The sequence below is a fragment of the Ruegeria arenilitoris genome (assembly GCF_013031355.1).
GTDB lineage: Bacteria > Pseudomonadota > Alphaproteobacteria > Rhodobacterales > Rhodobacteraceae > Ruegeria > Ruegeria arenilitoris_C.
Genome location: NZ_WPZO01000005.1, coordinates 39952 through 62887, shown reverse-complemented (window position 1 = coordinate 62887; position 22936 = coordinate 39952). Strand labels below are relative to the sequence as shown.

The window sequence follows — 22936 nt, the reverse complement described above, 5'->3', positions numbered from 1 at the left end:
TTCACACCCCACTGGTTCCGAGGACATCGTCATTCTGCGCGTTGGCCATTGCACTAAGGAAACCGGAAATGTCTGAATTTTCGGTGTATTTCTGTTGTGAGTTTTGCTCTGCTAACTGTTGCTGCACCCGTGCCAGCCAAGCGAAATGGCAAAGCGAGATTTGGTGAGCATGGACCAGCAGCAACGCATCCGAATCGAGCAGTTTCAGTTTCTCTGCCGCCGACAGTTTCTTGAGCCGCGGGGCTGAAATGCCCAATGACCCGAACGGCAAAGCGACACCGTCGTGGGATTCAGCGGGTTCAAATAGCCCCATGACCCTGAGTGTCTGGCACAGCTCCAGAGTCGTCTCGCGGGCCGCAACGCGGGTTTGAAGAAATCGCTGCACGTCCCGCAATGCAGGTGACAGATTTCCGGCCGGATCAAAGAAGGGCTCGTCTTTCGGATTGGTGCTGAGCAGACCAGATGTTTCATCCACATTCAGTTGAAACAGGGCAGATCCGTCGGGCGTGTTTTGTCCGAGGGGCTGTGCCTGAAAGGGATGGCACCGCAGCTCGGACGGAACATAACTCGCCAGCCACCGTCCTTCCTGCGAAACGAAAGGCGTGGGCATATCGTCTGTCAGGGACAACACGGCCCTGGGTTCAACGCCCCCGCCAAATTCCCTGAACACAATCGGAAAGGCCGCGGCAATTTGTGGAGCTTCCTGCAATACAATTGCGCAGTCAGCGCGATTGGCTGCAAATTCGTAAGAGTTGAAACGTTTCCAGTACTGTTGCCCGTGCCGTGCGACGGTAACTGGAACCAGGCCGTTCTGCGCCATTATTGCCCCATTTTTTACTATGGCTGCCGATCAGAGTGACCGGCAGCCATTTTGATGATCAGGCGGTTGCTCCGGTGGGATCGGTATGCAGGATGTTGTCCGCGCTCAGGCCGGACAGGTCATCCAGGCCGGTGAATTGCGCGACGGTTTCAACAGATGCTGAGTTCGGAGCGCTGTAGTCGACCTTGATCAAAACACTGTCAGTCCCGTCCGTGGCCATGACGTAGATTTCGTCACCTGCCTGAAGCCCGGAAAAGCTCTCAACCGCGGTTTCGATCGTGCTTTGGGACAAATCGCCCAAAGCCGTTGTCAGACCAACAACACCGGTATCGGCGCCGATCGCATCGCCAACGGCCAGCGTTTCGACGTCTGTTCCGTCACCGCGCAGGGTTCCGACGCTCAGGCCGCTGAACATGATGGCATCCGTCACCTCGGCCGCCGGGCCGATCGTGAAACCTGTCACTGTGTCGACGCCGTTGGCTACCGTGTCTGCCTCGAACACGACGACGTCACGCCCTGCAGCCGAGACATCAATCGCATCGTTGCCGTCCTGCCCGCGGATGATGTTGTCCACATTGGTTGCGACCAGCGTGTCATCACCGTTGGTACCGAGTTGAAAGACGGAATGCCCACCAACCGAAGTCGCAACCGTCAGCTCAATGGGTTTGGTTGCATCGATGACCGTCATGTCGAAGGTCATCACGGGCTGGCTCAAGTCAATGACCGGGTTGATACCGTCGGGAATGCCAGAGATGCCGGAGTAACGGATCACCGAGGCTCCGTCTGGGTTGGCAACCAAACTGATAAGACCACTGCCTCGCACTTCAGACCCAAGATCGTAGGTCACAACCGAAGGGTCGAAGCCCAGATTCATAGCGAGAGCGAAGCCGCCAGAAATATCCGTGTCCGAGTCCGCGTAGACCTCGAAAGTCACCGTGCTCCCGGAAATTCCGGCCTGAGTGATGACATAGCTCGCAGGTTCGTGCGCGGTGTTCTCGTCCGTCGCGGTTACAGGGTCCGGCCCGCCGGAAACCGTAGCATCCGCCGAGAAATCAAGGGCATCACCCGAGTCGATACCCGAGAAATCTGAGGCCGGGACGGCCAAAGACCAACTGCCATCTGCCGCCACAGTCGTGCTGCCAATCGGGCTACCGTTGAGGGAAATATCCACCGCCTGGCCAGCGCTCAGGCCGGTCGATGTTCCCGAAACGGTTACGCCAGATGCTTGCGCGTCAGCCAGCGAAACCGCGTTGTTCGTGCCGACGGGGTTCATGGTCAAAACCGGCCGGAAGTCCGTGGTCAGAGTAGTCGTGGCCGGTGTTGCGGGGTTGCCAGCCTGATCGGATACACTGGCCGAGATCGGATAGCCGGTACTGTCTGACAGGGCCACCAGATCGGCGGTTGGGACAGTTGCCGACCATGTACCGCCAGAGGTGACACCGGAATAGGTCTGGCCGTTCAGGGTGACGGACACGGTTTGTCCGTCCTCGGCGTTTGTGGCCCCCGTGATCGTCAGATCGCTGCCCTGTTCGATCACGTCCAGTTCGGAGCCCACGGACAAGGGATCAAGCGTTACGGTCGGAGCCGTGAAATCGGTGTCAAAGCTTGTGCTTGCTCCTGCGCTGTTGCCTGCGGGGTCCGACACCGAAGCGTCAACGTCATACGACACGCCATCCTGCAACGAGCCCAGGTCCGAGGATGGGGCGGTGTAGCTCCAAGTGCCGCTGCTGACCGTGGTGGTGCCGGTGACATCTACGGTGCCGTCGGGTCGGGCGATTTCGATCGTGACCACGGTGCCATCCGCCGCGTCAGAGGTGCCGGTCACCGTCAGGTCCGTGCCCTGTTCCGCGGCGTTCATGATAGCTCCATCCGACAGGTTTGTGATGATCACTGTCGGCGCGGTGAAGTCCGTATCAAAGCTGTTGCTGGCCTGGATCGCCGGGTTCCCGGCCTGATCGGTTACATCTGCAGTAACCGCTATCGTAGCCCCGTCCGACAAGGCTGCCAGATCCGCGGTGGGAACGGTAACGGACCATGTGCCACCTGATACGGCACCAGTGTAGGTTTGACCGTTCATCGAAACGGTCACGCTCTGGCCGTCCTCGGCCGTGGTCGAACCCGTGATGGTCAGGTCGGTGCCCTGCTCAGCCGCGCTCAGTAGGGCCCCGTCCGAAAAGCTGTCGATCGAAAGCGTTGGGGCGGTCGCATCCTTGGCCAGAGGTACGCTGGCTTGAGGGGCCGCCAGACCATCGGCGTCCGAAACGTCCGCAGAGATTGTGAAACTCCCTCCGTCAGGCAGAGTCGCCAGATCGGCGGTTGGGACTGTCACGCTCCACGTGCCGCCTGTGACGGTATCGGTATAGGTCTGGCCGTTCAGGGTGACCGTGACTTGTTGACCGTCCTGCACATTGCCGGTCGTGCCCGAGATCGTCAGATCCGATCCTGCTTCGACAGCATTCAGAACTGCGCCGACGGACAACGGAGATACGGCGATGGATGGGCCCGTCAAATCAACCGGGACAGAGGCCGAGGCCGGGACAGAGACGTTGCCAGCCGCATCGGAAACAGTGACGTTGAATGCGGCGGGTACTCCAGTCGTCAGGCCAGTCAGATCTGCGCTGGGGATTGCTACGCTCCAAGTGCCGCCCGTTGCGGAGGTCGAATAGGTTTGACCGTCAAAAGTCACGGTAATTGGCTGACCATCGACGGCAGTGGTCGATCCCGTCAGCGTTAGGTCGGCGCTGACATCGATCAATTCAATCGATCCGCCTGCAACCGGGTCCAATGAAACCGTCGGAGCGGTAAAATCCGTATCAAAGCTGGCACCGGCTTGCGCGGCTGGGTTGCCCGCCTGATCGGTGACGTCCGCAGTAACCGCAATCGTCGCGCCGTCCGGCATGACGGCCAGCCCTGCGGCAGGGACCGTTACGCTCCATTGTCCGCCGACAACCGTGCCTTCATAGATTTGTCCGTAGATGGTGACGGTGACGGCCTGGCCGTCTTCGGCCGTTGTCGTACCGGTAATGGTCATATCCGTGGCCTGTTCGGCCGCGTTCATCACCGCGCCGTCGGAGAATCCGGTGATTGTCAGGGTCGGAGGGGTGGTATCCACGTCGAATGTAACTGTTTCAGACGACAGTTCCGCCCCCGCGGAATCCAGATTGCGGATCGTCACGGTTTGCTCACCCTGCGGCAGGGCAGCGGCTTCGGCTGGGGTCAGTGAAACGCTCCAGGACCCGTCCGCTTCGGGTGTCACGGTCTTGGTGACCGAGCCGATGGTCACTTCGACTGTTTCCGTACCTTCGGGCGCGGAGAGGTTCATGCTGGCGCTGCTCAAAGTGTTGGTTTGCGAACCCGCGAGGTTGAGAACAGGATTACTGGGTGCAGGCGCTGGGGCAGGCGCTGGGGCCGCATCGTCTCCTCCACCTCCGCCGCCGCCGCCACCAGCGGCAGCGGCGCCTGCCAGCCCCAGCCCACCCAGAGCAGCTCCGGCTCCACTGATCCCCCCGGCTGCAGCAGCGCCGCCGGCTTCGGCCATGCTGAATTGGGCGATCTCGGATACGACGCCCTCGGCAATCATGACAGCTCCGCTGTCCAGCACCTGCACATTTTCGGCGGCCACAACCAGTTTTCGGCCATCGGCCAGTTTCAGAAGAACGTCGCCATTATCCAACACCTTGACCGAGCGTACCCCAGGAATCGTTTCCGCGAACTGGAAGGCATAAAGCTCTTCGACAGTGGCCTGCGCCAGTGCGGGCAGAGCCAGGATTGTCGACCCGAGCCCACCGGCAATGCCACGACCGGCCCAACGGCGCATTTTGCCGTCGATCCACCGACGAATGTTCTGCTTACGCTCGAAATCGGGCTGATCCGCAGCCGGATTGATTTTGGAATCGGGTTCTTTGGTCATCTTGCCCTCACATGTGGTTTCCGCGCCCGCCCGAGGGGTCCAGGTTTTGTTCATCTGTCTTTCCCTTCGGTGACTCATGCGGTCGGACCAGAAAAAATTGAGTTAAACTGAAGCCGAACTCCTCGTTTTCTCCACATTCCCGCTTTGGTTTCGGACTGGGCATCGGATCATCCTGTAGTCGGTGCCAGATTTGGCGTGGGGTGATTTGATATGGTGCTTCAGTTCGAAGGAGTGGTTGCAACAGGGAGCGCAGCGCTCGATTCAGGTATCGGCGATACGGCTTTAAAAACGCTTAATGGCGAAACGTATCTGTACAGCGTGACCGGCCCGGGCGGTGGAATCACGGTGTGGAAGCTGGTCGAGGGCGCTCTGCCACAGTTGCAGGACACCGAGTATTTCAGCGGCACGATCACGTATCAGGTCGGCGACAGTGCTATGCCGGTGGCGCTGGCCGGGGACGACCAACTTATCCTGGATGTGGGCACTGCAACCGGGCTGGTCGGGTATGAGCTGAACCCGAACGGGACCGTGGGCACCTTGCAGGAAACCGATTCGCTGGTCGGTGGCGGGGATATTTCGGCCCTTGTTCAGCTTGGGAATGTGTTGACCATCGCGCATGAGGCGACAGGGCAAATCGCGACCTATACCGTGAACGGGGATGGCTCACTGAGCCTGATGGCATCCGTCGCAGGGCAGGCGGATTCGATGCAAGTGTTGCAAGCCGGGGCAGGTCATTTCGTGATTGCGGCCGATTCCATAAGCGGCACGATCAACACCTACAATGTGGATCAAAACACCGGTGCCCTGACCACGGTCGACAACAGCGACGCGCTGGCAACACTGGGGATCGCGACACCGACAGCGGTCGAGGTGGTGCAGGCTGATGGTCAGTCCTGGGTTGTTGTGGCAGGGGCGGGCAGCAACTCGCTCAGCGTAATGGAGCTGGCGGCAGACGGACGTCTGATTGCAACCGATCACGTTCTGGATTCGCTGCATACGCGGTTTGAAACTGTGCAGGATCTGGCCGTGGTCGAGGCTGACGGGCATGTGTTTGTCATGGCGGGCGGCGGCGATGACGGTGTTACCCTGTTTACCCTGACGCCGAATGGCCAGTTGGTGCATCTGGACAGTTTTGCCGACACCGTACACAGCGGCCTGCAGAACGTCGAAACGTTGAGTGTCGCGCATGTCGGGGACGAACTGCAAATCCTCGTCGGTTCGCAACAAGATGCGGGGCTGACGCAATTGAGCGTTTCGATAGATGATCTGGGTATCGTGCAGTCCGGGTTCGGTACGGTTACCGGGTCGGCGCAGAACGACATACTCAGCGGCAGCATCTTGGAGACCACCCTGATGGGCGGGGCAGGGGATGACATTCTGGTGGCAGGAATCGCGGCGACAACGATGGATGGCGGAACCGGTGCGGATATCTTTGTCATGCAATATGGCAGTGACCCGACGACGATTAACGGCTTTCATGCCGGTGTCGACCGATTGGACCTGTTCGACTATCCGTTGCTGCGCACGCCCGGTCAGTTGACATTTACCGCGACCGCGCAGGGGGCGCAGATTGAATACATCAACGAGGTGATCGTCATCAATTCCGCGACCGGGGGTCCTCTGACCAGCGCCGAAGTGTTCGGAGCTGGGTTTGGCGGACCGGATCACATTCCGGTGGATTTCGGAGATTTCGGCGGGCTGAAACAGGATAGTTCGGACGGCGTTTTGGGCGACATCTCGATCAACTCGGAAACCGCGAATCCCGGCCTGTCCGATGCTGAGATCCGCTTTACCCCGGACGGGGGCGGGACCATCTGCGTACGCGCGGATGACGAAGGGCGTTTCGATCTGGGTTTGCCGTCGGGCACGTTTGAGGGCGAATTGGACATCGTCAAAACCTATTCGCTGGCCAGTGACAAAATCTCGGCGCTGGATGCCTTGCAGGTTCTCCGGCTTTCGGTCGGGCTGGACCCGACATGGGGACCGGCGACGCCGGAGAATCTGATCGCGGCAGATGTCAATCAGGATGGCATTGTGAACGCGTTCGATGCGTTGGCCATCCTCAAGTTATCCGTCGGCTTGCCGGCCGAGAAAGATGCGGAATGGGTGTTCCTGGACAAGGACGCAGACCTGTCGGGCATCACGGAAACGAATGTCAGCTACGAAACCGGTGTACACGTGACGGCAGTGGACAACGTGATTGCCACGGACATGACCGCGATCCTGCTGGGGAATGTCGAACAGGCCTGAAAACCGCTGTCTCTGCTACTCACGGAAGGCCCGGTTGAAATAGTCAGCCAACGGTTTGATCAAATAGGACAAGGGGCTTCTTTCGTCGGTTTTGATCATGGTTTCCACCGGCATACCGGGCAGCAAAGCTTGACCGTTCAGACGTTCGATTTCACTGTCTTCCGGAGCAACTTCCGCACGGTAATAGGTCTGGCCGGTGCTTTCATCAGTGAAGGTATCTGCCGAAACAGTGATTACCTGCCCTTCAATTTCGGGCGTTTCACGTTGGTTAAATGCCGGAAAGCGCAAGGACACGGGTTGGCCGACAAATAGCTGATCCACATGAATCGCATCCACTCGAGCAGCCACAAGCAGCGGCGTGTCTTGCGGCACCACATACATCATCGGTTCTGCTGGCTGTATCACCGACTGCAGCGCAAAGACCTGACTGCCATAGACCGTTCCGGCGACAGGCGCGCGGATATCCAGCCGCGACAGCCGTACATCCAGTGACAGGCGACGCTCGGCCAATTCCAAAATCTGCGTCTGAACATCCCGCAGTTCGGTGATGGCCTCTTCGCGCCGCGTGGCGGCCAATTCCACAATTTCGATTTCTGTTGCAGCAATTTGCCCTGCCAAGCGCGCAACTGTCGCCTCCAACCGACCAATCTCGCCGGTCAGGCTGGCCTCTTCGCGCTGCAGGGCAGAAACCCGGCTTGCCTGCGTCAGGCCACGATTTAGCAGGCTTTTTTGATCGTCCAACTCCTCTTGAATGAGTTCAACCTGACGCCGCAGCGAGACAAGTTGTGCCTCTGTGCCTTCGATCTCTGTTTCGATCTGATCGCGCTGTTTGCCTAGTTGCTGAGTTTGTTGTGTTAGGGTCTCCAGCCGGGCTTCGAACAAGCTCTGCTGACCTGCGATCAGATCTGCATCTATGTTTTCCTGCTCTTGAACAGAAGCCAACTGAGTTGCCAGTTCCTCGGCACCTGCACCGTCGCGTTCGGCCTCCAAACGGACCCGCCGCGCCATCAGCTCAAACAGTTGAGATTCAACGATGGTCTTCTCAGATGACAAAAATGTATCGTCCAACCGGACCAGCATGTCGCCTTCGGCGACCACATCTCCGTCGCGGACATAAATCTCTCCGACAACGCCGCCATCAGGGTGTTCAACAACCTGCCTATTGCTTTGAACTTCAATGCTCCCCTGCGAAACAATAGCCCCGGCCAGACGGGTCTGAACCGCCCAGACGCCCAGTCCGCCGACAAGAACAATCAGCGCCGTAAAACCGACAAAGGCCGGTACCGTGATCCGCCACACCGGGCGTGTATCCTGATCCGCCTTATACTGCATCTTTTTTCACCTGACTGAGGCCCCGTTTGATCGCACCGGCATTCTGTACCATGGCAGCCAGCACCTCGTCCCGGCTGCCGGATTTCACCACCTGACCGTTTTCGACAACTGCCAGGTCATCACATTCCGAGATCGCCTGCGGGCGATGGGTCATGATGATGGCGGATTTTCCGGCCTCTTTCAGGCCCCGAACAGCGGCGTTCAGCGCCTCGGTTCCTTCGGAGTCCAAGGCCGAGTTCGGCTCGTCCAGTATCAGCATGACCGGGTCCCCGTACAGGGCGCGCGCTAAAGCGATACGTTGTTTTTGACCCCCGGACATCTGGCTGTCATTGCCTTCGAGAAAAGTGTCGTACCCCTTGCTGAGCGTCAGGATCAGCTCATGCGCCTTGGCTTTTTTGGCAGCGGCCACAACGGCTTCGGGATCGGGGTTTTCCGACATGCGCGCGATGTTTTCGGCCACGGTTCCGTTGAAAAGGGTTACTTCCTGCGGCAGGTAACCGATATGCTGACCCAGATCGGTGGGATCGTATTGATCCAGTGTCGCCCCGCCCAGCCGGATTTCCCCGGCGGCCGGCTGCCACAAGCCCAAAAGGGCCTTGGCCAGCGTCGATTTTCCCGATCCGCTTTTACCGATAACACCCAGCGCGCGGCCCGGTTCAAGCCGCAGCGTGACGTTTCGCAGGGTCGGTTTGTCCGCGCCCGGTGGGATGACCGTCAGGCCCTTGGCGGTCAGATCGGCCTTGGGCACGGGCAGTTTGGTGCGCGGCAATTCGGGCGGGGTCGCATCCAGAAACCGGTTCAGCGAGGTCCACGCCGTTCGCGCGCGTTCGACCATCCCCCATTGGCCCACCGTCTGTTCGACAGGTGCCAGCGCGCGGCCCAGCAGGATCGATCCGGCGATCATCGCGCCCGGCGTCAGCTCATTGCGCAGCACCAGCCAGGCGCCAAGCGCCAGCATCGCCGATTGCAGGAACAACCGCAGAGATTTGGTAAGCGAGGTAAAGCTGCCGGTCCAGTCGCTGGCGGCAATGGTCTGGCGTAGAGCGTTGGTCCGCTGGCGTTGCCAACGCTGGGTGATGTCTTCTTGCATGCCCTGTGATCGTACCACCTCGGCGGCCTGTCTGGCATGTTCCGAAAAAGCATTGGCCTGCGCCGAAGCCCGTTGTGCCGAGGCCACCTTGCGATGCGTCAAACCCTGGTTCAGCAGCGCAATTATGATCAGCAGGGAACCGCCGGCCACGGCCAGCCAGCCCAGCAGTGGGTGGAACAGGAAGATCGCCGCCAGAAAAACCGGGGTCCACGGGATATCCATCACCGCCAGCAACACGGGTGAGGAACACAGGTTTTGAATCGACTCGAGGTCGCGCAGCGCCGTTGCCGGAGCGGATCGCGCCTGCGGGTACAACGACCGGCGAAGGGTTGCGTCGAACACACGTTCATCCAGTTGTGACTGGAAGCGGGCCCCGAACCGCGCGACGATTCTGCCGCGGGCATAATCCAGCATCGCCATGAGCGCGTAGAGCAACGTCACCAACAAGAACAGTGCCGTCAGCGTTTCCACTGCGCGCGACCCCAGCACCCGGTCATAGACCTGCAACATGAACAAAGGCCCGGTCAGCATCAGGATGTTGACGAATATGCTGAACAGAAATGCCAGAGCCAGAAAGGTCATGCCCTGATTGCGTACTTTTTGCAGCTCGTGGCGAGGCGGCATCATCATGCGGTTTTTGATGTTCACGTACGAGGCCTTTGGTAACTGTTGGTCTTTAAGTCTAGGGCGTTTGCGATGTGGCGCATCCTAAAACTATGGCGCGGTGCTGAAAATGCGAGAGTTGATGAATCGGCGAAAAGATACTTGTCGTCAAGCCAACGATCGCCGGGTGGGCGTCTGGACGCTCGAGTGTTACCCGGTACGAGACCCAATGTGGTGCGTCAAGAGGATCGCGGCAAGGGGCCTCATTGTTGACACCTTTACCACGTCAATCTGGTGCCAAGGTCATTGATTAATTGTGTATTGCACCATTTTCAGGAAGGTCGGAATGAGCGCAGTTGACCACGTTTACCACTATGCGGGCTGCTCCTCTCTGGTTGGGCAGGATCATGGTCGCTCATTGTTTCTTGTTGCGGATCGGATCGGCAAAAAAGAGCCGGAAACTTATCTGACGGCTTTTGCGAAAGAACCTGACGTGACGTCCAGAGCTTTGCGGGCGGTTTCTGAAATTGTGGGGTCAAGGTTTTATGTTCCGCCATCCATGTTGGCGCGGATACTGCGCGAGGCCGATCCCGTCGCGACCGTTGGCCCGTCAACGGTTCGGTTCGAAGGCTTCTCGGCCTGTTGCAGCGCCTATATCCGTCTAGACATCGATGAAGACGCGCTTGAGGTCGCGCATCGTACCAAAGGAACCACAAACGTGGATTTCGGGCCCGAACTGCGGGCGTTGTTGGCGCAGACCAAGCCGGACAGCCGTCTGGAGATTACAATTGGCCCGCGCGCGGTTGGACTGGCGCATGAGCGGGCCAACGTCACCGAGCGCAAGGTGCCGCTGCCCGTGCGTTGGATTAAAGGCTTCGGCGAAGTGCAGGGGCACCTGTCGGGAATGGAGAAAGCATTCTCGCTACCGCCCGTGTCGGCACAGCGGTTTCTCCGCAGCCTGCCACGCTCGAAATCGGATCACCAAATTTGGGTCGCGGCCGCAGGCCCGAGGGTCAGAACCTCGACCCGACCTACGCCCGGCAGTGTGCCGCTGCGCGGAGGGCATCGCCTGCGGGTGTTCGAAACACTGGTAGGCAGAGCCAAGGCTCTTCATGTCTATGGCAATCCCACACTGCAAAGCTCGACCTGGGTGCTTGATTTTGGATCACAACGGTTGACCCTGGTGCTGAATGCCGAGCCTTGGCGCGGGTTTTCCGGCGATGGTCGGCTGCTGTCCGATCTGGCGCGGGATGAAGCAGAAATTTCCGCCCTGCGGGCGCAGTTGAACTGGCAGGACGATTTGGACCTGTCCACTTTGGCCCGAAACACCGGCCTGTCGCACGATCAGGTCAATACGGCCATGTCGCATCTGGCAGCTTTGGGTCTTGTGGGGTTCGATCTTGCCCAGTCCACTTGGTTTCACCGGGTTCTTCCGTTTGACATGGACCGGGTCGAGGCAATGAACCCCCGCCTGAAAGCGGCCCGGAAACTGGTGGATACCCGGGCGGTGACCCTTGAACAGGGCGGTGCCGAGGTGATCAGCGACACGACGGTTCATCGCGTGCGTTTTGGGGATGGCGCGCCGAGTTGTACCTGCCCGTGGTATGCCAAAAACAAATACACGCGCGGCCCCTGCAAGCACATTCTGGCCGCGGAAATGGAAACGGAGCGCTTGCAATGACCAAAGCAGAATTCCTCCAGTTGATTACAACCAAGCGTGCCCGTCACGTGCTAAAGGCACTTTCCGTCATTCCCGAAGCCGACCGTCGCGCCTTTGCCCCGATCGCTTTGAAAACGCAGAAAGCCTATGACAAAGCGTATTGGGATGCCCAGTTCAATGGCAGGAAACAAACCTCGGATTTGGCCAAGGACGGCGATGCGCTAGGTGTCGCTATTCTGGCAACGGCGCGCCCTTCCGAATACAGCTGCGGAGACTGGCGCATCCTGCCACGTTCGATCCCTCTGACGGATGTTTTCAGTGCGCTGAACCTCAGTTGGATTGATGATTGGGCCGTTGCTGCGGTCGAAGACAACCCCCGCCTCATCGAAGTGGTTCATGCGCTGTACGCGCAAGGGCAGTGCAACATCCCGCAAACAGACGCCTACATATTGGGCTACTATGCGCATCAGGCGGCCGTCCCCGAGCTGGCGCGCGACCAGTTTTTGACGCATGATGTCTGGCGGTTCTTCGAGGTTGAAGGGGGTGGGGACCTGAGCCTTGCCGCACATGACAAATACGTCGGGCGGGGGGTGTCGTGGGCGGAAATCCTGATCAGTCTGAGCGATGACGGCACGTTGGACCGAGACCGGCTGTTGGACGCCTCGCTGGACGCGCTTGAACGGGATTTCGGTCAGTTTCGGGCCGGGTGGTATTCGCGGTTTCACACCAGCCTTTGCCCTACGGACGCAGAGATTTTGCCCCAGGCCGGGCGGTATCTGAATTTGCTAGCCAGCTCTGTGCCTCCGACCGTGGTCTTTGCGTTGAAGGTGCTGAAACGGATCGACAAATTGCACGGGATTGATCCCGCTGCGCTGCTGGCCTCGATCGAACCCGCGTTGCAGGGCCGCCAGAAATCCAGCGCCGTGATGGCGTTGCAATTGCTGAAAAACTGCGCCAAGCGCCATCCCGATAGGGCATCTAATATTGCCCTGATGGCCGCATCGGCTCTGATATCCGAGGCCGGAGATGTGCAGGCAAGGGCATTGGATCTGATCGAGACCCTGGGCCAGCACTCTGTGCCTGAAGTTCAGGACAAGTTGCGCGACTATGTGGATATGGTCGCTCCGACCGTACAGGGCAGGCTTTCAGAGATTGTCGGGGGTGGTGAACCAACCCCTCTGCCTGATGCGGCTGATCCGGTGGTTCGGATTGATGCCCTTCATCCGGTGGCGTCGGTCGAAGAAGCCGTGGCAGTGTTTCTGGAGCTTTTGGAAGACGGCAGCGATCCGTTTTTGACCGAACGTGCATTTGACGGTCTGGCGCGGTTCGGAGCGGCGGCTGGTCCGCTGTTGTCACCACTGGCGAAACGGGCAACCCAGTTGAGTAACCGGGTGGTACTAGACGCTTTCGGAGGGGCAGGAAATTTCGAAAAGCCAATTCTGGCGACCGCGCTGGCATGGGCCAATGGCACGGGTTTTGACGCAGAACTGCAGCCGTTTCTTACGCCACGGTACTCTGGGCACACGCCGCTTGGGATTAATCGCAACAGCTTTGAAGGGATGTTTGCGGCCCGGGCACAAGAGCTGCTGGCTCTTGTGCGGGAAGGGCACGCTATACCAATGCTGTCGGCACCCAGTGACAACCGCGGGTATTTGTCGGCAAATCAATTAATTGATCGTTTGGCAGAGTACCAAAAGATCGGCGTCCAACCGGGGGACACGGATTTCAAACTGGCCCTCATGCGATTGGCTCCCGAGGGGCGTGAAGCCGCTCTGAACGACCTACAACCGCAATCAGAGCCGGAACGGGCGCTGGCCTATGCACTGGGGGCTGACGCTCCACCTGAGGCGGACAAACAGCTATGGGCTATTGCGTGGTCTTCGACCCTGCCGTTACGACCAGACCCACACATCGAAAACCTGATTGGCGGATCCGTGCCGGGCGCGGGCCATCCGGCACGTTTCGAGTTTTACGCAGATATTCGGCGTATAGATCAATATACTTGGCCGAGGCCGAAAATCCGGATCACGCCCCCAATTCTCGATAACGTGGATGCCGCATTGGGTTTTGCCCTGCCTGCAAAATCCGAACACACTTACATGAGCGATCCGGGCAGCAGCTGGATGGTGCTCCCGAACCCTTGGGTTGGGTTAGCACGTCCGGCGCATACCGAATTGTTCTTTGCCACCGGTATCTTCGAACTGGATTTGGACCAGAAGCTGACCAACCATCATTGTCTGATGTTTCTGGATCCGCTTTTCCGCCCCGATCCCAAGCCCGGAGCAATGGCACACGCCATGCTCGCCTGGTATCTGGCCAGCGCCGATGAGGGCATCGGGACAACCACAATCGATGCAATGGCCACATTGATGGATCAACACGTGTTCGACCCAAGCGCGTTTACATCCGCCGCGCATTCGCTTGTGTTTCACGCGGGCTTGCCGCTGCGCCGGTGGACCAAGCGCTTGACTCAGGTGGCCGGAACATCCGACGCCCATGCACGGGCGGTCAAGTCTGCACTGGCGGGCATGATGGTCGATTTGCCGTCAGAGCTTCCGCGCGATCTGGGCGGCATTCTGGAACTGCTTTATGAACTGTGCGTGGCCTCTGATGAGGCGGTGGGGTCGCCGGACACCCAGGCAGCCTTGCGGTCGATCGAGGCCGGTGGAAAAACGGGGAAGTTCGCACGCAAGCTCGCTGTCGTTGGTCAAACTGTGAATTGAACCCAGGTTGAATGTGCCGGAATACCGGAGCGCGGCTGTAAAGAGTTTAATGGTATTCCGGGCTTTCCAAATCGTGGCGCACGCGGGCATAAGCCTGCGCCATCGCCGTCAGAGTATGGGGCGGGCAGCCGATCTGTTTCAGGCAAGAGGCGTCAATGACCCGCAATTGTCCGTCAAAGGCGGTTTTGACCACGTCATCGACGGCGCGCCGGTCGGCCCCAAGGGTCAGCCGGTGATAGTGAAACCCCTGTCCCGGCGCGGTTTGGCCCAGCTTGTTCCGAACACCATGTGTGACGAGCCAGTCCAGAAAACGCCTTAGCTTCGGGTCGGGTTCCTGATCCAGGGTAGGGGTGGCCTCGGTCTGGCTGTCGCTGGGGTTATGCCGAAACTGAACCTGCGTTTTCGGGGTCCAAAGGCGGATCGGTTGCACGAAATCAAAAATCCGTCCAACCCGGCGACCGCGCAATCGAGGCCCCAGTCCGAAATTGGTCGTCAGCAGGCTGATTGGCGCTTGCGACACCGCATAGACCGAGGCGAACAGATCGCAACGCCCCCCGTTTTTTAACGTGACCGTCAGGGCGTTGAAATTGCCGCTGTTGGCATAGTTGTGTGTTGGCCCAAGGATGCAGTCCAGCCTGAAACAGTTGATGGTATAAGGCGCGTGATCGCGAAATCCGATCTCGGAGATACTGGAAATGCTGCGCGCCAAGGTGGTCGCCGTCCCAAGAACACCGGCGGCCAGAAAAACGCGGCGAGCCCGGACCTGCGTGCCTCCGCCAAGATCCAGACGCAGAACGCCCTGTTCCTGTTCGATCCTCCGCACGCGACCGGACAGAACTTCGACACTGGGAATTTCTTGCAGTCGCTTTTCGACCGCAAGAGCCATAGCGTTCAGCTGACTGCCCGGTGCATCCTTGGTTCCGACCAAAAGGCGCGGTGCGCTGGCCTCGAAATCGCTGTCCAGGTTTTGCTGCCGGGTACCGCCGATCACCTCGAGATCCGCCTGCACTGCATCGCAAGCGGTCTGATACGCCTTCCAGGTTTCCAGAAACGGTCCTTGCCCCCACGGGTCGTCGCTGCCGTAAACCTGAAGCTGTTTGCCCCAGTAATTGGCAAAGCCGCCGACTTCGGCCGCTGCATACATCGGCGGAGCGTCACCGGAAACGGGCATACGGTCCGCCAAACACGCCGGTTTTTGCCGTTCGAAAGCCACCGAAGCCACCTTTGCAGGCCCGCCCTGCCATGGGTCTGGTGTTGCGCCGGTGATCACGGCCAACGACCCTGAAAACCCACGTAATGCGGTCAGTGCGGCGTAACCGGCAGGTCCTGCGCCAATCAATGCGATATCAAAAACACGCATCACTCAGCCCTTTTGCCCCACAACAAAAGCCTTGCGGGGACAATGGTGGTGAATCTGGTATTCGGGGAGATCTCTGACGCTTTGGCGCGCCCGCGATCAAACACGTGGCCAGATTGGAGCGCTGTATAGCTGAGGGATCGGTGCTTTGAATTCTGAGCCAGACCGATTGGGGCAGAGCTGGGAGGAAGGCGTATTTTTTTGCATTGCAGGAAGAACCTTCCGCCAATACTGCCTCAAACAACGAGGCCCTCATTACAATTTCAACACAAATAACAGGCCGGATACGCAAACGAACGTGAGGCCAAGCAGGAGAAAAACTAATACTGGCGCTGCCCTATCTTAAATCAGACGCGGTGCAGCAAATGTGTAAGTTCGCTCCTTTTTCTGTTTGAGTCCTTGTATAAAACTACGCCAGTAAAGTTGCGCTTTTCTTCCTGCATATTCTTACCAACTGCACAAGCGTGTAATTTCCACGAGCCATAGCTGTTTTGAGACAATAGACGGCAACTTAAATTAACGAGATTCCCCAAAAACGGTGTTGGGTTGACTTCCTCTTCGCGGCCTCAGCAGTAGCTTCCAACATTGGTCTAGGGTCAGGATGCATTGATTTTCGTCGCGCCGCCTGAGTCACGGCTCCGAAAATGGATCGGCGACATGAGCGATCTTTTTTGGCTGACCGACGCACAGATAGTGCGTCTTAAACCCTTCTTTCCGAAATCGCATGGCAAGCCTTGGGTTGATGACAAGCGGGTTTTGAGTGGGATTATCTTCATCAGCCACATTGGGTTAAGGTGGCACGATGCCCCCGCAGCCTGTGGCCCGCACAAAACACTCTACAGCCGTTGGAGGTGCTGGAGCGAGAAAGGCATCTTCGCACGTATGATGGCTGGTCTGGCGCAAATCAGGGCGGACCCAAAGTGTCGTTGAACCTATGATTTTCGAATACATCAATGGCTTCTACAATCCACGCCGACGGCGTTCAGCTTTGGGTTCGAAAAGCCCGATCGCTTTCGAACGGAAAGTGGCCTAAACGAGCAATTGGGGCGGCACGAAAACGCGACAGGTCCAGTGTGGTTTCGTCCATTCTCCAGGAATTCTGTGTTGGGCGTTTCTTCGATTGCAGCTCTTGCTGCGACCATCGCCGAATACTTCACAACCCATCTGTTGAGAGGTGCGTGGTCAATGCGAACACCGCGTGCGGCCATGATCTCTTCCAAATCACGATAGGACACAGTGTACCGTAGATAGAAGTAAACAGCGCACAAAACCGCATCCCTCGGGAGATGGCAACCTTTCAATGAGATCATGCAGAAACCTGTTAGAGACTAAACGCTGAGGACAAACGCCGGAATCTGCATGATCGTCTATCCAGACCCAAAAGTCTGCGACACAAGCTTTTGCGTTACTCGGACAAATCCCGAATGACAAAGTGCTTAGTCGTTGTCTCAACAACTTCCCAGTAGCCCTGAAAACCGTTTGGAATCATGAAGCTGTCTCCGGTGCGAAAATCCTGCCGTGTTCCGTCTTTGTGAATCAACGCGCAATGCCCCTCAACGATATAGCAATACTCATCCTTGTCCGTGAACGCGTGCCATTTCCCAGGAGTTGATGTCCAAGTGCCCGCCGAGAGTGCACCATCAGGGCTGGAGAAATGCATCCCGATCTTGTGGTAGGGATCGCCCTCTACCACGCGGTCAGGCAGATCGCTAAGGCGTCGTTCGCTGCGCGTTGCGGGTTCGTCGAACAGGTTGATGACATGTACGTTCATCGCGAAACCTCCGGATTCGGTTGCGTGTTTGTTTCGTTTGCTTCGGCCTGGGCTGCGGTTACGGCGATCATGTGCAGAATATCCTCGGCCGAGCATCCGCGGGACAGATCATTGGCGGGCTTGTCCAACCCCTGCATGATCGGGCCGACAGCCACTGCTCCTCCGACCCGCTGGGCGATCTTGTAGGCGATGTTGCCGGCTTCGAGGTTGGGAAACACAAAGATGTTTGCGTCGCCGCCCAGAGGTGAGTCCTTGGCCTTTTTCGCCGCAACTTCGGGCACGAAAGCTGCGTCAAACTGCAATTCGCCGTCAATGAGAAGATTGGGTGCCGCGTCTCTGGCCATTTGCGTGGCCTCAACGACCTTCGACACGGCTGCGTTGCTGGCGCTGCCACGGGTCGAGAAGGACAACATCGCAACCCGCGGAGTATCCTGCGTCAACGCCCGGAAGCTTTTGGCCGACGCCAGCGCGATCTGAGCCATTTCTTCCGCCGACGGATCGACGACCAGACCGCTATCCGCAAAGACATGCGCGCCTTTTTTAATGTGATGGCCTTCGCAGAACAGCATCAGAAAAAAGCTGGATACAAGCTTTTCACCAGGCTTTGGGCCAATGACCTGAATGGCAGTCCGCACGATCTCAGCCGTGGTTGCTACCGCACCGCCAAGGGTTCCGTCCGCAAGCCCCTTCTTCACCATCAGCGCGGCGAAAACATGCGGTTTGCGTGTTTCGACGATAGCCTGTTCCTGCGTGACGCCCTTGTGCTTGCGCAGCTCATAAAACAACGTCGCCAATTCATCGAAATGTGCTGACGAGGCGGGATCTTCGATCTCGATCCCGCTACCCGGTTGGGCATTCAGGGATGCGAGCTGGCGTAAGATAAGCCCCTCATCCCCCACCAGCACAATTTGGGCAACGCCCTTTTCCCTGGCTTCAAGCGCGGCTTCTACCGCGCGAGAGTCAGACCCTTCTGACAGGACAATTTTCTTTTGCGATTGCGCAGCATTCCTGAGCAGTTCTTCCAACGGCTTCATGGCAGGTCCTTTCAAAAATGCACAAGGTAGACGCCCGCCAGAACCAGCACGGCGATAAAGACGGTTTCGGCAACGATCAGTGCGATGGCCTGTCCGCCCACATCCAGAATGCGCTTGAGCGAGGTTTTCATCCCAACCGCTGCGATTGACACCAGCAGCGCCCAGCGGCTGAGGCTGGCCATGGCCGAAGAGATGAATTCAGGGATGAACCCCAGTGAGTTCAGGGTCGCGAAGATCAGAAAGCCCACGACAAACATCGGCAAAATCGGTGGCCGTTTACCCTCGTCTTCACTAAACTCAGCATAGCGACGGACAAGCGCAGAAATCACCAGAACGACCGGGGCTAGCATGGCAACACGGATCAGTTTTACCATCGTCGCGACTTCACCGGCCTCGTCCGACACCGAAAAGCCCGCGCCCACAACCTGAGCGACGTCGTGAATAGTGCCGCCCAGAAATACCCCCGAAATCTGATCGTCGAAATCAAAGGTCTCAGTCAGGATCGGATAGGCGATCATGGCAACCGTGGACAAGACAGTCACCGACAGAACGGTGAAGATCAGATTGCGCTCGGAATGTTCGTTTTTGGGCAGAATGGCGGACAGCGCCATCGCGGCGGAGGCACCGCAAATCGCGACCGAACCGCCGGTCAGGACACCGAACCTCCAGCCACGGCCAAGCAAGCGCGCGCCGAGCAACCCAAACAGGATCGTCAGAATGACGCCCGTGATGACAACTGCAATCAATTGCGGTCCCAGACCAACCATCAGCTCAACTGAGATACGTGCACCCAACAGCGCGACGCCAAAACGCAGGACAGTACGCGCCGTAAAATCGATTCCGGCCTTGCAGCTTCCGGTGTCTTCCTCGGCCAGAAAATGAAACGCTATGCCAAGCAAAAGCGCCATCAGCATCGCCGGCGCACCGTAGTGTTCCGACAGAAACTGCGCCGCAACTGCTACAACCACGGAAATCAGAAATCCGTGGCCGTTCTTGCGAACGAAATCTTGCGCCCACGACAGGGGCGTCCGGGATGCATTTAACGCCTGCATCATGTTTCCTTTGTGTAAAAATTGCGCCCTCTTGGCCGGAGAGCTCAATGGAACCCGGGCCTGATTAGGCCCGGGTTTGACGTCTACTTAGGCGATCCCTGCCTGTTGGTTCATGTCGTCGGCGCTGATGCCTGCCACTTCGACCGGCTTCTTCATCGCGTCGCGGCGGAAGGGCTCACCCAGTTCCTGGTTGATCATGGCTTCGATCAGGGTGGTGATGCCGTTCTTCTGGTCCTCGATGGCCTGGTTCAGGGCTGCGGTCAGCTCGTCCTGAGTGCGGGCAACGACGCCTTTCAGGCCACAGGCCTGCGCGATCCCGGCATAGGACACTTTGGTGTCCAGCTCGGTGCCGACGAAGTTGTCGTCGAACCACAGGGTCGAGTTCCGCTTTTCCGCACCCCACTGGTAGTTGCGGAAGACGATCTGGGTCACGGCGGGCCATTCCTCACGACCGATTGCAGTCAGCTCGGTGACAGCGATACCAAAGGCGCCGTCGCCCGAGAAGCCGACGACCGGTACGTCCGGGCAGCCGATCTTGGCGCCGATCACCGAGGGCAGACCATAGCCACAGGGGCCGAACAGGCCCGGCGCCAGATACTTGCGGCCTTCCTCAAAGGACGGATAGGCGTTGCCGATGGCGCAGTTGTTGCCGATATCGGACGAGATGATCGCCTCTTTCGGCAGCGCGGCCTGGATCGCACGCCACGCCATGCGCGGGCTCATCCAGTCCGGCTTGGCGGCACGAGCGCGCTCGTTCCAGGTGGTGCCCGGATCGTCCTGCTCGTGATCCATCGAGGTCAGTTCCTGCGCCCAACGCGACTTTTTTTCCGCGATCTTCGCCTTGCGGGCGTCGCGGCCTTCGTCGCCTGCGGTGTCCGAAAGCTGTGCCAGGATATTGGTTGCAACGGTGGCCGCGTCGCCCACGATACCGACCGAGACCTTCTTGGTCAGGCCGATACGATCCGGGTTGATGTCGACCTGGATGATTTTCGCATTTGCAGGCCAGTATTCCAGACCGTAACCGGGCAGGGTCGAGAACGGGTTCAGACGGGTGCCAAGGCACAGAACCACGTCGGCTTCCTTGATCAGCTCCATCGCGGCCTTCGAGCCGTTATAGCCCAGCGGACCGGCAAACAGCGGGTGCGAGCCGGGGAAGGCGTCGTTGTGCTGGTAGCCAACGCAAACCGGCGCGTCCAGACGCTCGGCCAGTGCTTTCGAGGCTTCGATGCCGCCCGCGGACAGAACCGTACCGGCACCGTTCAGGATGACCGGGTTCTTGGCATCGGACAGCAGCGCGGCAGCTTCGGTCACGGCAGAGACGCCGCCAGAAGGCAGTTCGAATTCGACCACGGCGGGCAGTTCGATATCGACGACCTGAGTGAAGAAGTCACGCGGCACGTTGATCTGTGCCGGGGCCGAGGCGCGCTTGGCTTTGGTGATCACGCGGCTGAGGACTTCGGCCATCCGCGACGGGTCGCGCACTTCTTCCTGATAGCAGACGCAGTCGGCGAACATGCGCATCTGCTCCATCTCCTGGAAACCGCCCTGACCCATGGTCTTGTTCGCGGCCTGCGGTGTGACCAGCAGCAGCGGGGTATGGTTCCAGTAGGCGGTTTTGACGGCGGTGACAAAGTTGGTGATGCCGGGGCCGTTCTGCGCGATCATCATCGACATCTTGCCGGTGGCGCGGGTGTAGCCGTCGGCCATCATCCCGCCCGAGCCTTCATGCGCGCAATCCCAGAAGGTGATGCCGGCTTTCCCAAAAATATCCGAGATCGGCATCATCGCCGAACCGATGATGCCAAAAGCATGTTCAATACCGTGAAGCTGCAGAACCTTAACAAAGGCCTCTTCCGTGGTCATTTTCATCTGTGTCTGTCCTTGTTTGAGACGTCAAAGCGTTGGTGAATTAGAGAATTTCGTCCCTGAGGTAGTAGCCGACATAAGCCATGCGCTGGCCCAATCGCCGGAAGGGTGTGAGGATGCCATGGCTTGGCAGAGGCGACGTGAAGATTGGCAGGTCAAATGCCTTGTCCTTTTCACCGGCAACCAACTGCGCCATGCGTCGCCCGGCCTGAGCTGAATACATCACGCCGTTGCCGCCATACCCCATTGCGTAGAACACGCTTTGATCAGGGTCTGGCTGGAAGATACGGGGCATCATGTCGTGGCTTACATCGACCCACCCCCACCACGAGTAGTCGAGGTTGATGTCTTCCAGCGCCGGGAACTTGCGGGCGAGGCCCTTTTTCAGCAGTTCCAAATGCTTGTTGTTTTCAGCATCCCGCCCTGTCACCGCACTGCGGCTGCCGATCTGCATCCGGTTGTCCGGCAACAGGCGATAGTAGTGCCGCAGTGTGCGGGTATCGGTCAGGGGCGACTTGGTCTGAATGCCGCACTCTTCCAGCTCGGACCGGGTCAACGGCCGGGTGACCATCGAATTCGACAGGATCGGCATCAGGCGATGTTTCGTCCGATTGTTCAAGCCGGGTGGCGTGTAGCCGGCGGTCGCCAGAGCTACGGTCTTTGCCCGGACAATGCCCCCCGGCGTGCGCAGATGATGAACGCCGCTTTTGGTCTCCCATCCCATCACCGGGCTGCCGGTGTGGATTTTCACGCCCAACCGGCGGGCCATGTTGACATAACCAAAGGCCAGCTTGCCGGCATGAATGCAGGTGCCATCAGGCTCCCACATGGCGCCGGCTGCCTCCATGTCCCGCACGTGGCTTTCGTGCAATTCATCGCGGTAGATGATGCGCGAGTCATAGCCGAATACATCGTTCAGCAGCTTGCTCTCTTTCTTGAGCGACGGCATCACCTTGTCCCGGTGAGCAATATAGTAATGCCCACCTGGCTGCGGATCGCAGTCGATATCATCCGACGCGATCAGATCATTGAACAGCTCAAAGGCTTCGGTCACCTCTGCGTGCATGCCTTTGGCAACATCAATGCCCCACCGCTCGATCCACTGCGATCGCTTCAGGCGCCCGGATGAAATCTGGGCTTGCCCGCCATTGCGGGTCGAACAGCCCCAGGCCACGGTGTTTGCCTCCAGAACCACGGCCTGAATGCCATGTTCCTTGGCCAGATGAATGGCGGTCGACAGGCCGGTATAGCCCGAGCCGATGACAACGACATCGGCGTTCATGTCACTGGATACCGGGCCGTCATCCGCTGGCGGCGTGCCTGCGGTACCAATCCAATAGGTTGGCGCGTGGTCGCGATTGTGACCCGGACCCGCATCTATGATGGGGTCATATTTGGGATCATAGCTGGCTTTGGGCCAGTGACGCGGGATGCTGTTGTCCACCATTCTTGTTTTTCTCCGAAGCTG

The 22936-nt window shown here is 58.7% G+C and carries 13 protein-coding genes and 3 pseudogenes; 5 read left to right on the top strand and 11 right to left on the bottom strand.

Translation table 11 applies throughout. The features are described 5' to 3' along the window. Position 1: 1 nt before the first annotated feature. A complete protein-coding gene (locus GOX63_RS13330; protein WP_170545950.1) occupies positions 2 to 820 on the bottom strand; it encodes a SapC family protein in 819 nt (272 codons plus the stop codon). Positions 821 to 878: 58 nt separating this feature from the next. Then, positions 879 to 4784 (bottom strand): Ig-like domain-containing protein, encoded by a 3906-nt coding sequence (locus GOX63_RS13325; protein WP_254435951.1) that lies wholly within the window; start codon positions 4782 to 4784, stop codon positions 879 to 881. 156 nt (positions 4785 to 4940) lie between these two features. On the opposite strand from GOX63_RS13325, the gene GOX63_RS13320 reads away from it, so the two are divergent. Beyond that, positions 4941 to 6980 carry a beta-propeller fold lactonase family protein gene (locus GOX63_RS13320; protein ID WP_170545947.1) on the top strand — a complete coding sequence of 680 codons (2040 nt, stop codon included), beginning with the start codon at positions 4941 to 4943 and terminating at the stop codon, positions 6978 to 6980. A 15-nt stretch (positions 6981 to 6995) separates the two neighbouring features. On the opposite strand, the gene GOX63_RS13315 is transcribed toward GOX63_RS13320, so the two are convergent. Continuing rightward, positions 6996 to 8312, bottom strand: coding sequence for an HlyD family type I secretion periplasmic adaptor subunit (locus GOX63_RS13315; RefSeq protein ID WP_170326697.1), 1317 nt, complete (start codon positions 8310 to 8312; stop codon positions 6996 to 6998). Next, the gene (locus GOX63_RS13310) at positions 8302 to 10032 is read right to left on the bottom strand and encodes a type I secretion system permease/ATPase (RefSeq protein ID WP_170326718.1); all 1731 of its coding nucleotides are present in this window, start codon (positions 10030 to 10032) and stop codon (positions 8302 to 8304) included. The genes GOX63_RS13315 and GOX63_RS13310 overlap by 11 nt, the downstream gene beginning before the upstream one ends. 319 nt (positions 10033 to 10351) lie before the next feature. Here GOX63_RS13310 and GOX63_RS13305 point away from each other — a divergent pair, with 319 nt between their 5' ends. Continuing rightward, the gene (locus tag GOX63_RS13305) at positions 10352 to 11686 is read left to right on the top strand and encodes an SWIM zinc finger family protein (protein ID WP_170326698.1); all 1335 of its coding nucleotides are present in this window, start codon (positions 10352 to 10354) and stop codon (positions 11684 to 11686) included. Beyond that, complete coding sequence (locus GOX63_RS13300; protein ID WP_170326699.1) at positions 11683 to 14388, top strand: DUF6493 family protein; 2706 nt, start codon at positions 11683 to 11685, stop codon at positions 14386 to 14388. The genes GOX63_RS13305 and GOX63_RS13300 overlap by 4 nt, the downstream gene beginning before the upstream one ends. A gap of 46 nt (positions 14389 to 14434) precedes the next feature. On the opposite strand, the gene GOX63_RS13295 is transcribed toward GOX63_RS13300, so the two are convergent. Then, positions 14435 to 15748 carry a hypothetical protein gene (locus GOX63_RS13295; RefSeq protein WP_170545945.1) on the bottom strand — a complete coding sequence of 438 codons (1314 nt, stop codon included), beginning with the start codon at positions 15746 to 15748 and terminating at the stop codon, positions 14435 to 14437. A 654-nt stretch (positions 15749 to 16402) separates the two neighbouring features. Here GOX63_RS13295 and GOX63_RS13290 point away from each other — a divergent pair. Together GOX63_RS13290 and GOX63_RS24115 are read left to right on the top strand one after the other, a co-directional pair. Next, positions 16403 to 16645 (top strand): annotated as a pseudogene (locus tag GOX63_RS13290) (transposase); the annotation flags it as partial. A 28-nt stretch (positions 16646 to 16673) separates the two neighbouring features. Next, positions 16674 to 16778 (top strand): annotated as a pseudogene (locus GOX63_RS24115) (IS3 family transposase); the annotation flags it as partial. A gap of 42 nt (positions 16779 to 16820) precedes the next feature. Here GOX63_RS24115 and GOX63_RS23790 read toward each other — a convergent pair. From GOX63_RS23790 to GOX63_RS13265, 6 genes and pseudogenes are all read right to left on the bottom strand, one after another. After that, positions 16821 to 17055, bottom strand: a pseudogene (locus GOX63_RS23790) (IS6 family transposase); the annotation flags it as partial. 95 nt (positions 17056 to 17150) lie between these two features. Further along, positions 17151 to 17516, bottom strand: coding sequence for a cupin domain-containing protein (locus GOX63_RS13285; protein WP_170326701.1), 366 nt, complete (start codon positions 17514 to 17516; stop codon positions 17151 to 17153). Continuing rightward, a complete protein-coding gene (gene pta / locus GOX63_RS13280; protein ID WP_170326702.1) occupies positions 17513 to 18550 on the bottom strand; it encodes a phosphate acetyltransferase in 1038 nt (345 codons plus the stop codon). The genes GOX63_RS13285 and pta overlap by 4 nt, the downstream gene beginning before the upstream one ends. 11 nt (positions 18551 to 18561) lie before the next feature. Beyond that, positions 18562 to 19602, bottom strand: a complete 1041-nt coding sequence (locus GOX63_RS13275) for a YeiH family protein (RefSeq protein ID WP_217356198.1) — start codon at positions 19600 to 19602, stop codon at positions 18562 to 18564. An 87-nt stretch (positions 19603 to 19689) separates the two neighbouring features. Beyond that, positions 19690 to 21471: a sulfoacetaldehyde acetyltransferase gene (xsc, locus tag GOX63_RS13270; protein ID WP_170545943.1), complete on the bottom strand. Its 1782-nt coding sequence runs from the start codon at positions 21469 to 21471 to the stop codon at positions 19690 to 19692. Positions 21472 to 21511: 40 nt separating this feature from the next. Continuing rightward, positions 21512 to 22915, bottom strand: coding sequence for an NAD(P)/FAD-dependent oxidoreductase (locus GOX63_RS13265; protein ID WP_170545940.1), 1404 nt, complete (start codon positions 22913 to 22915; stop codon positions 21512 to 21514). Positions 22916 to 22936: the final 21 nt, after the last annotated feature.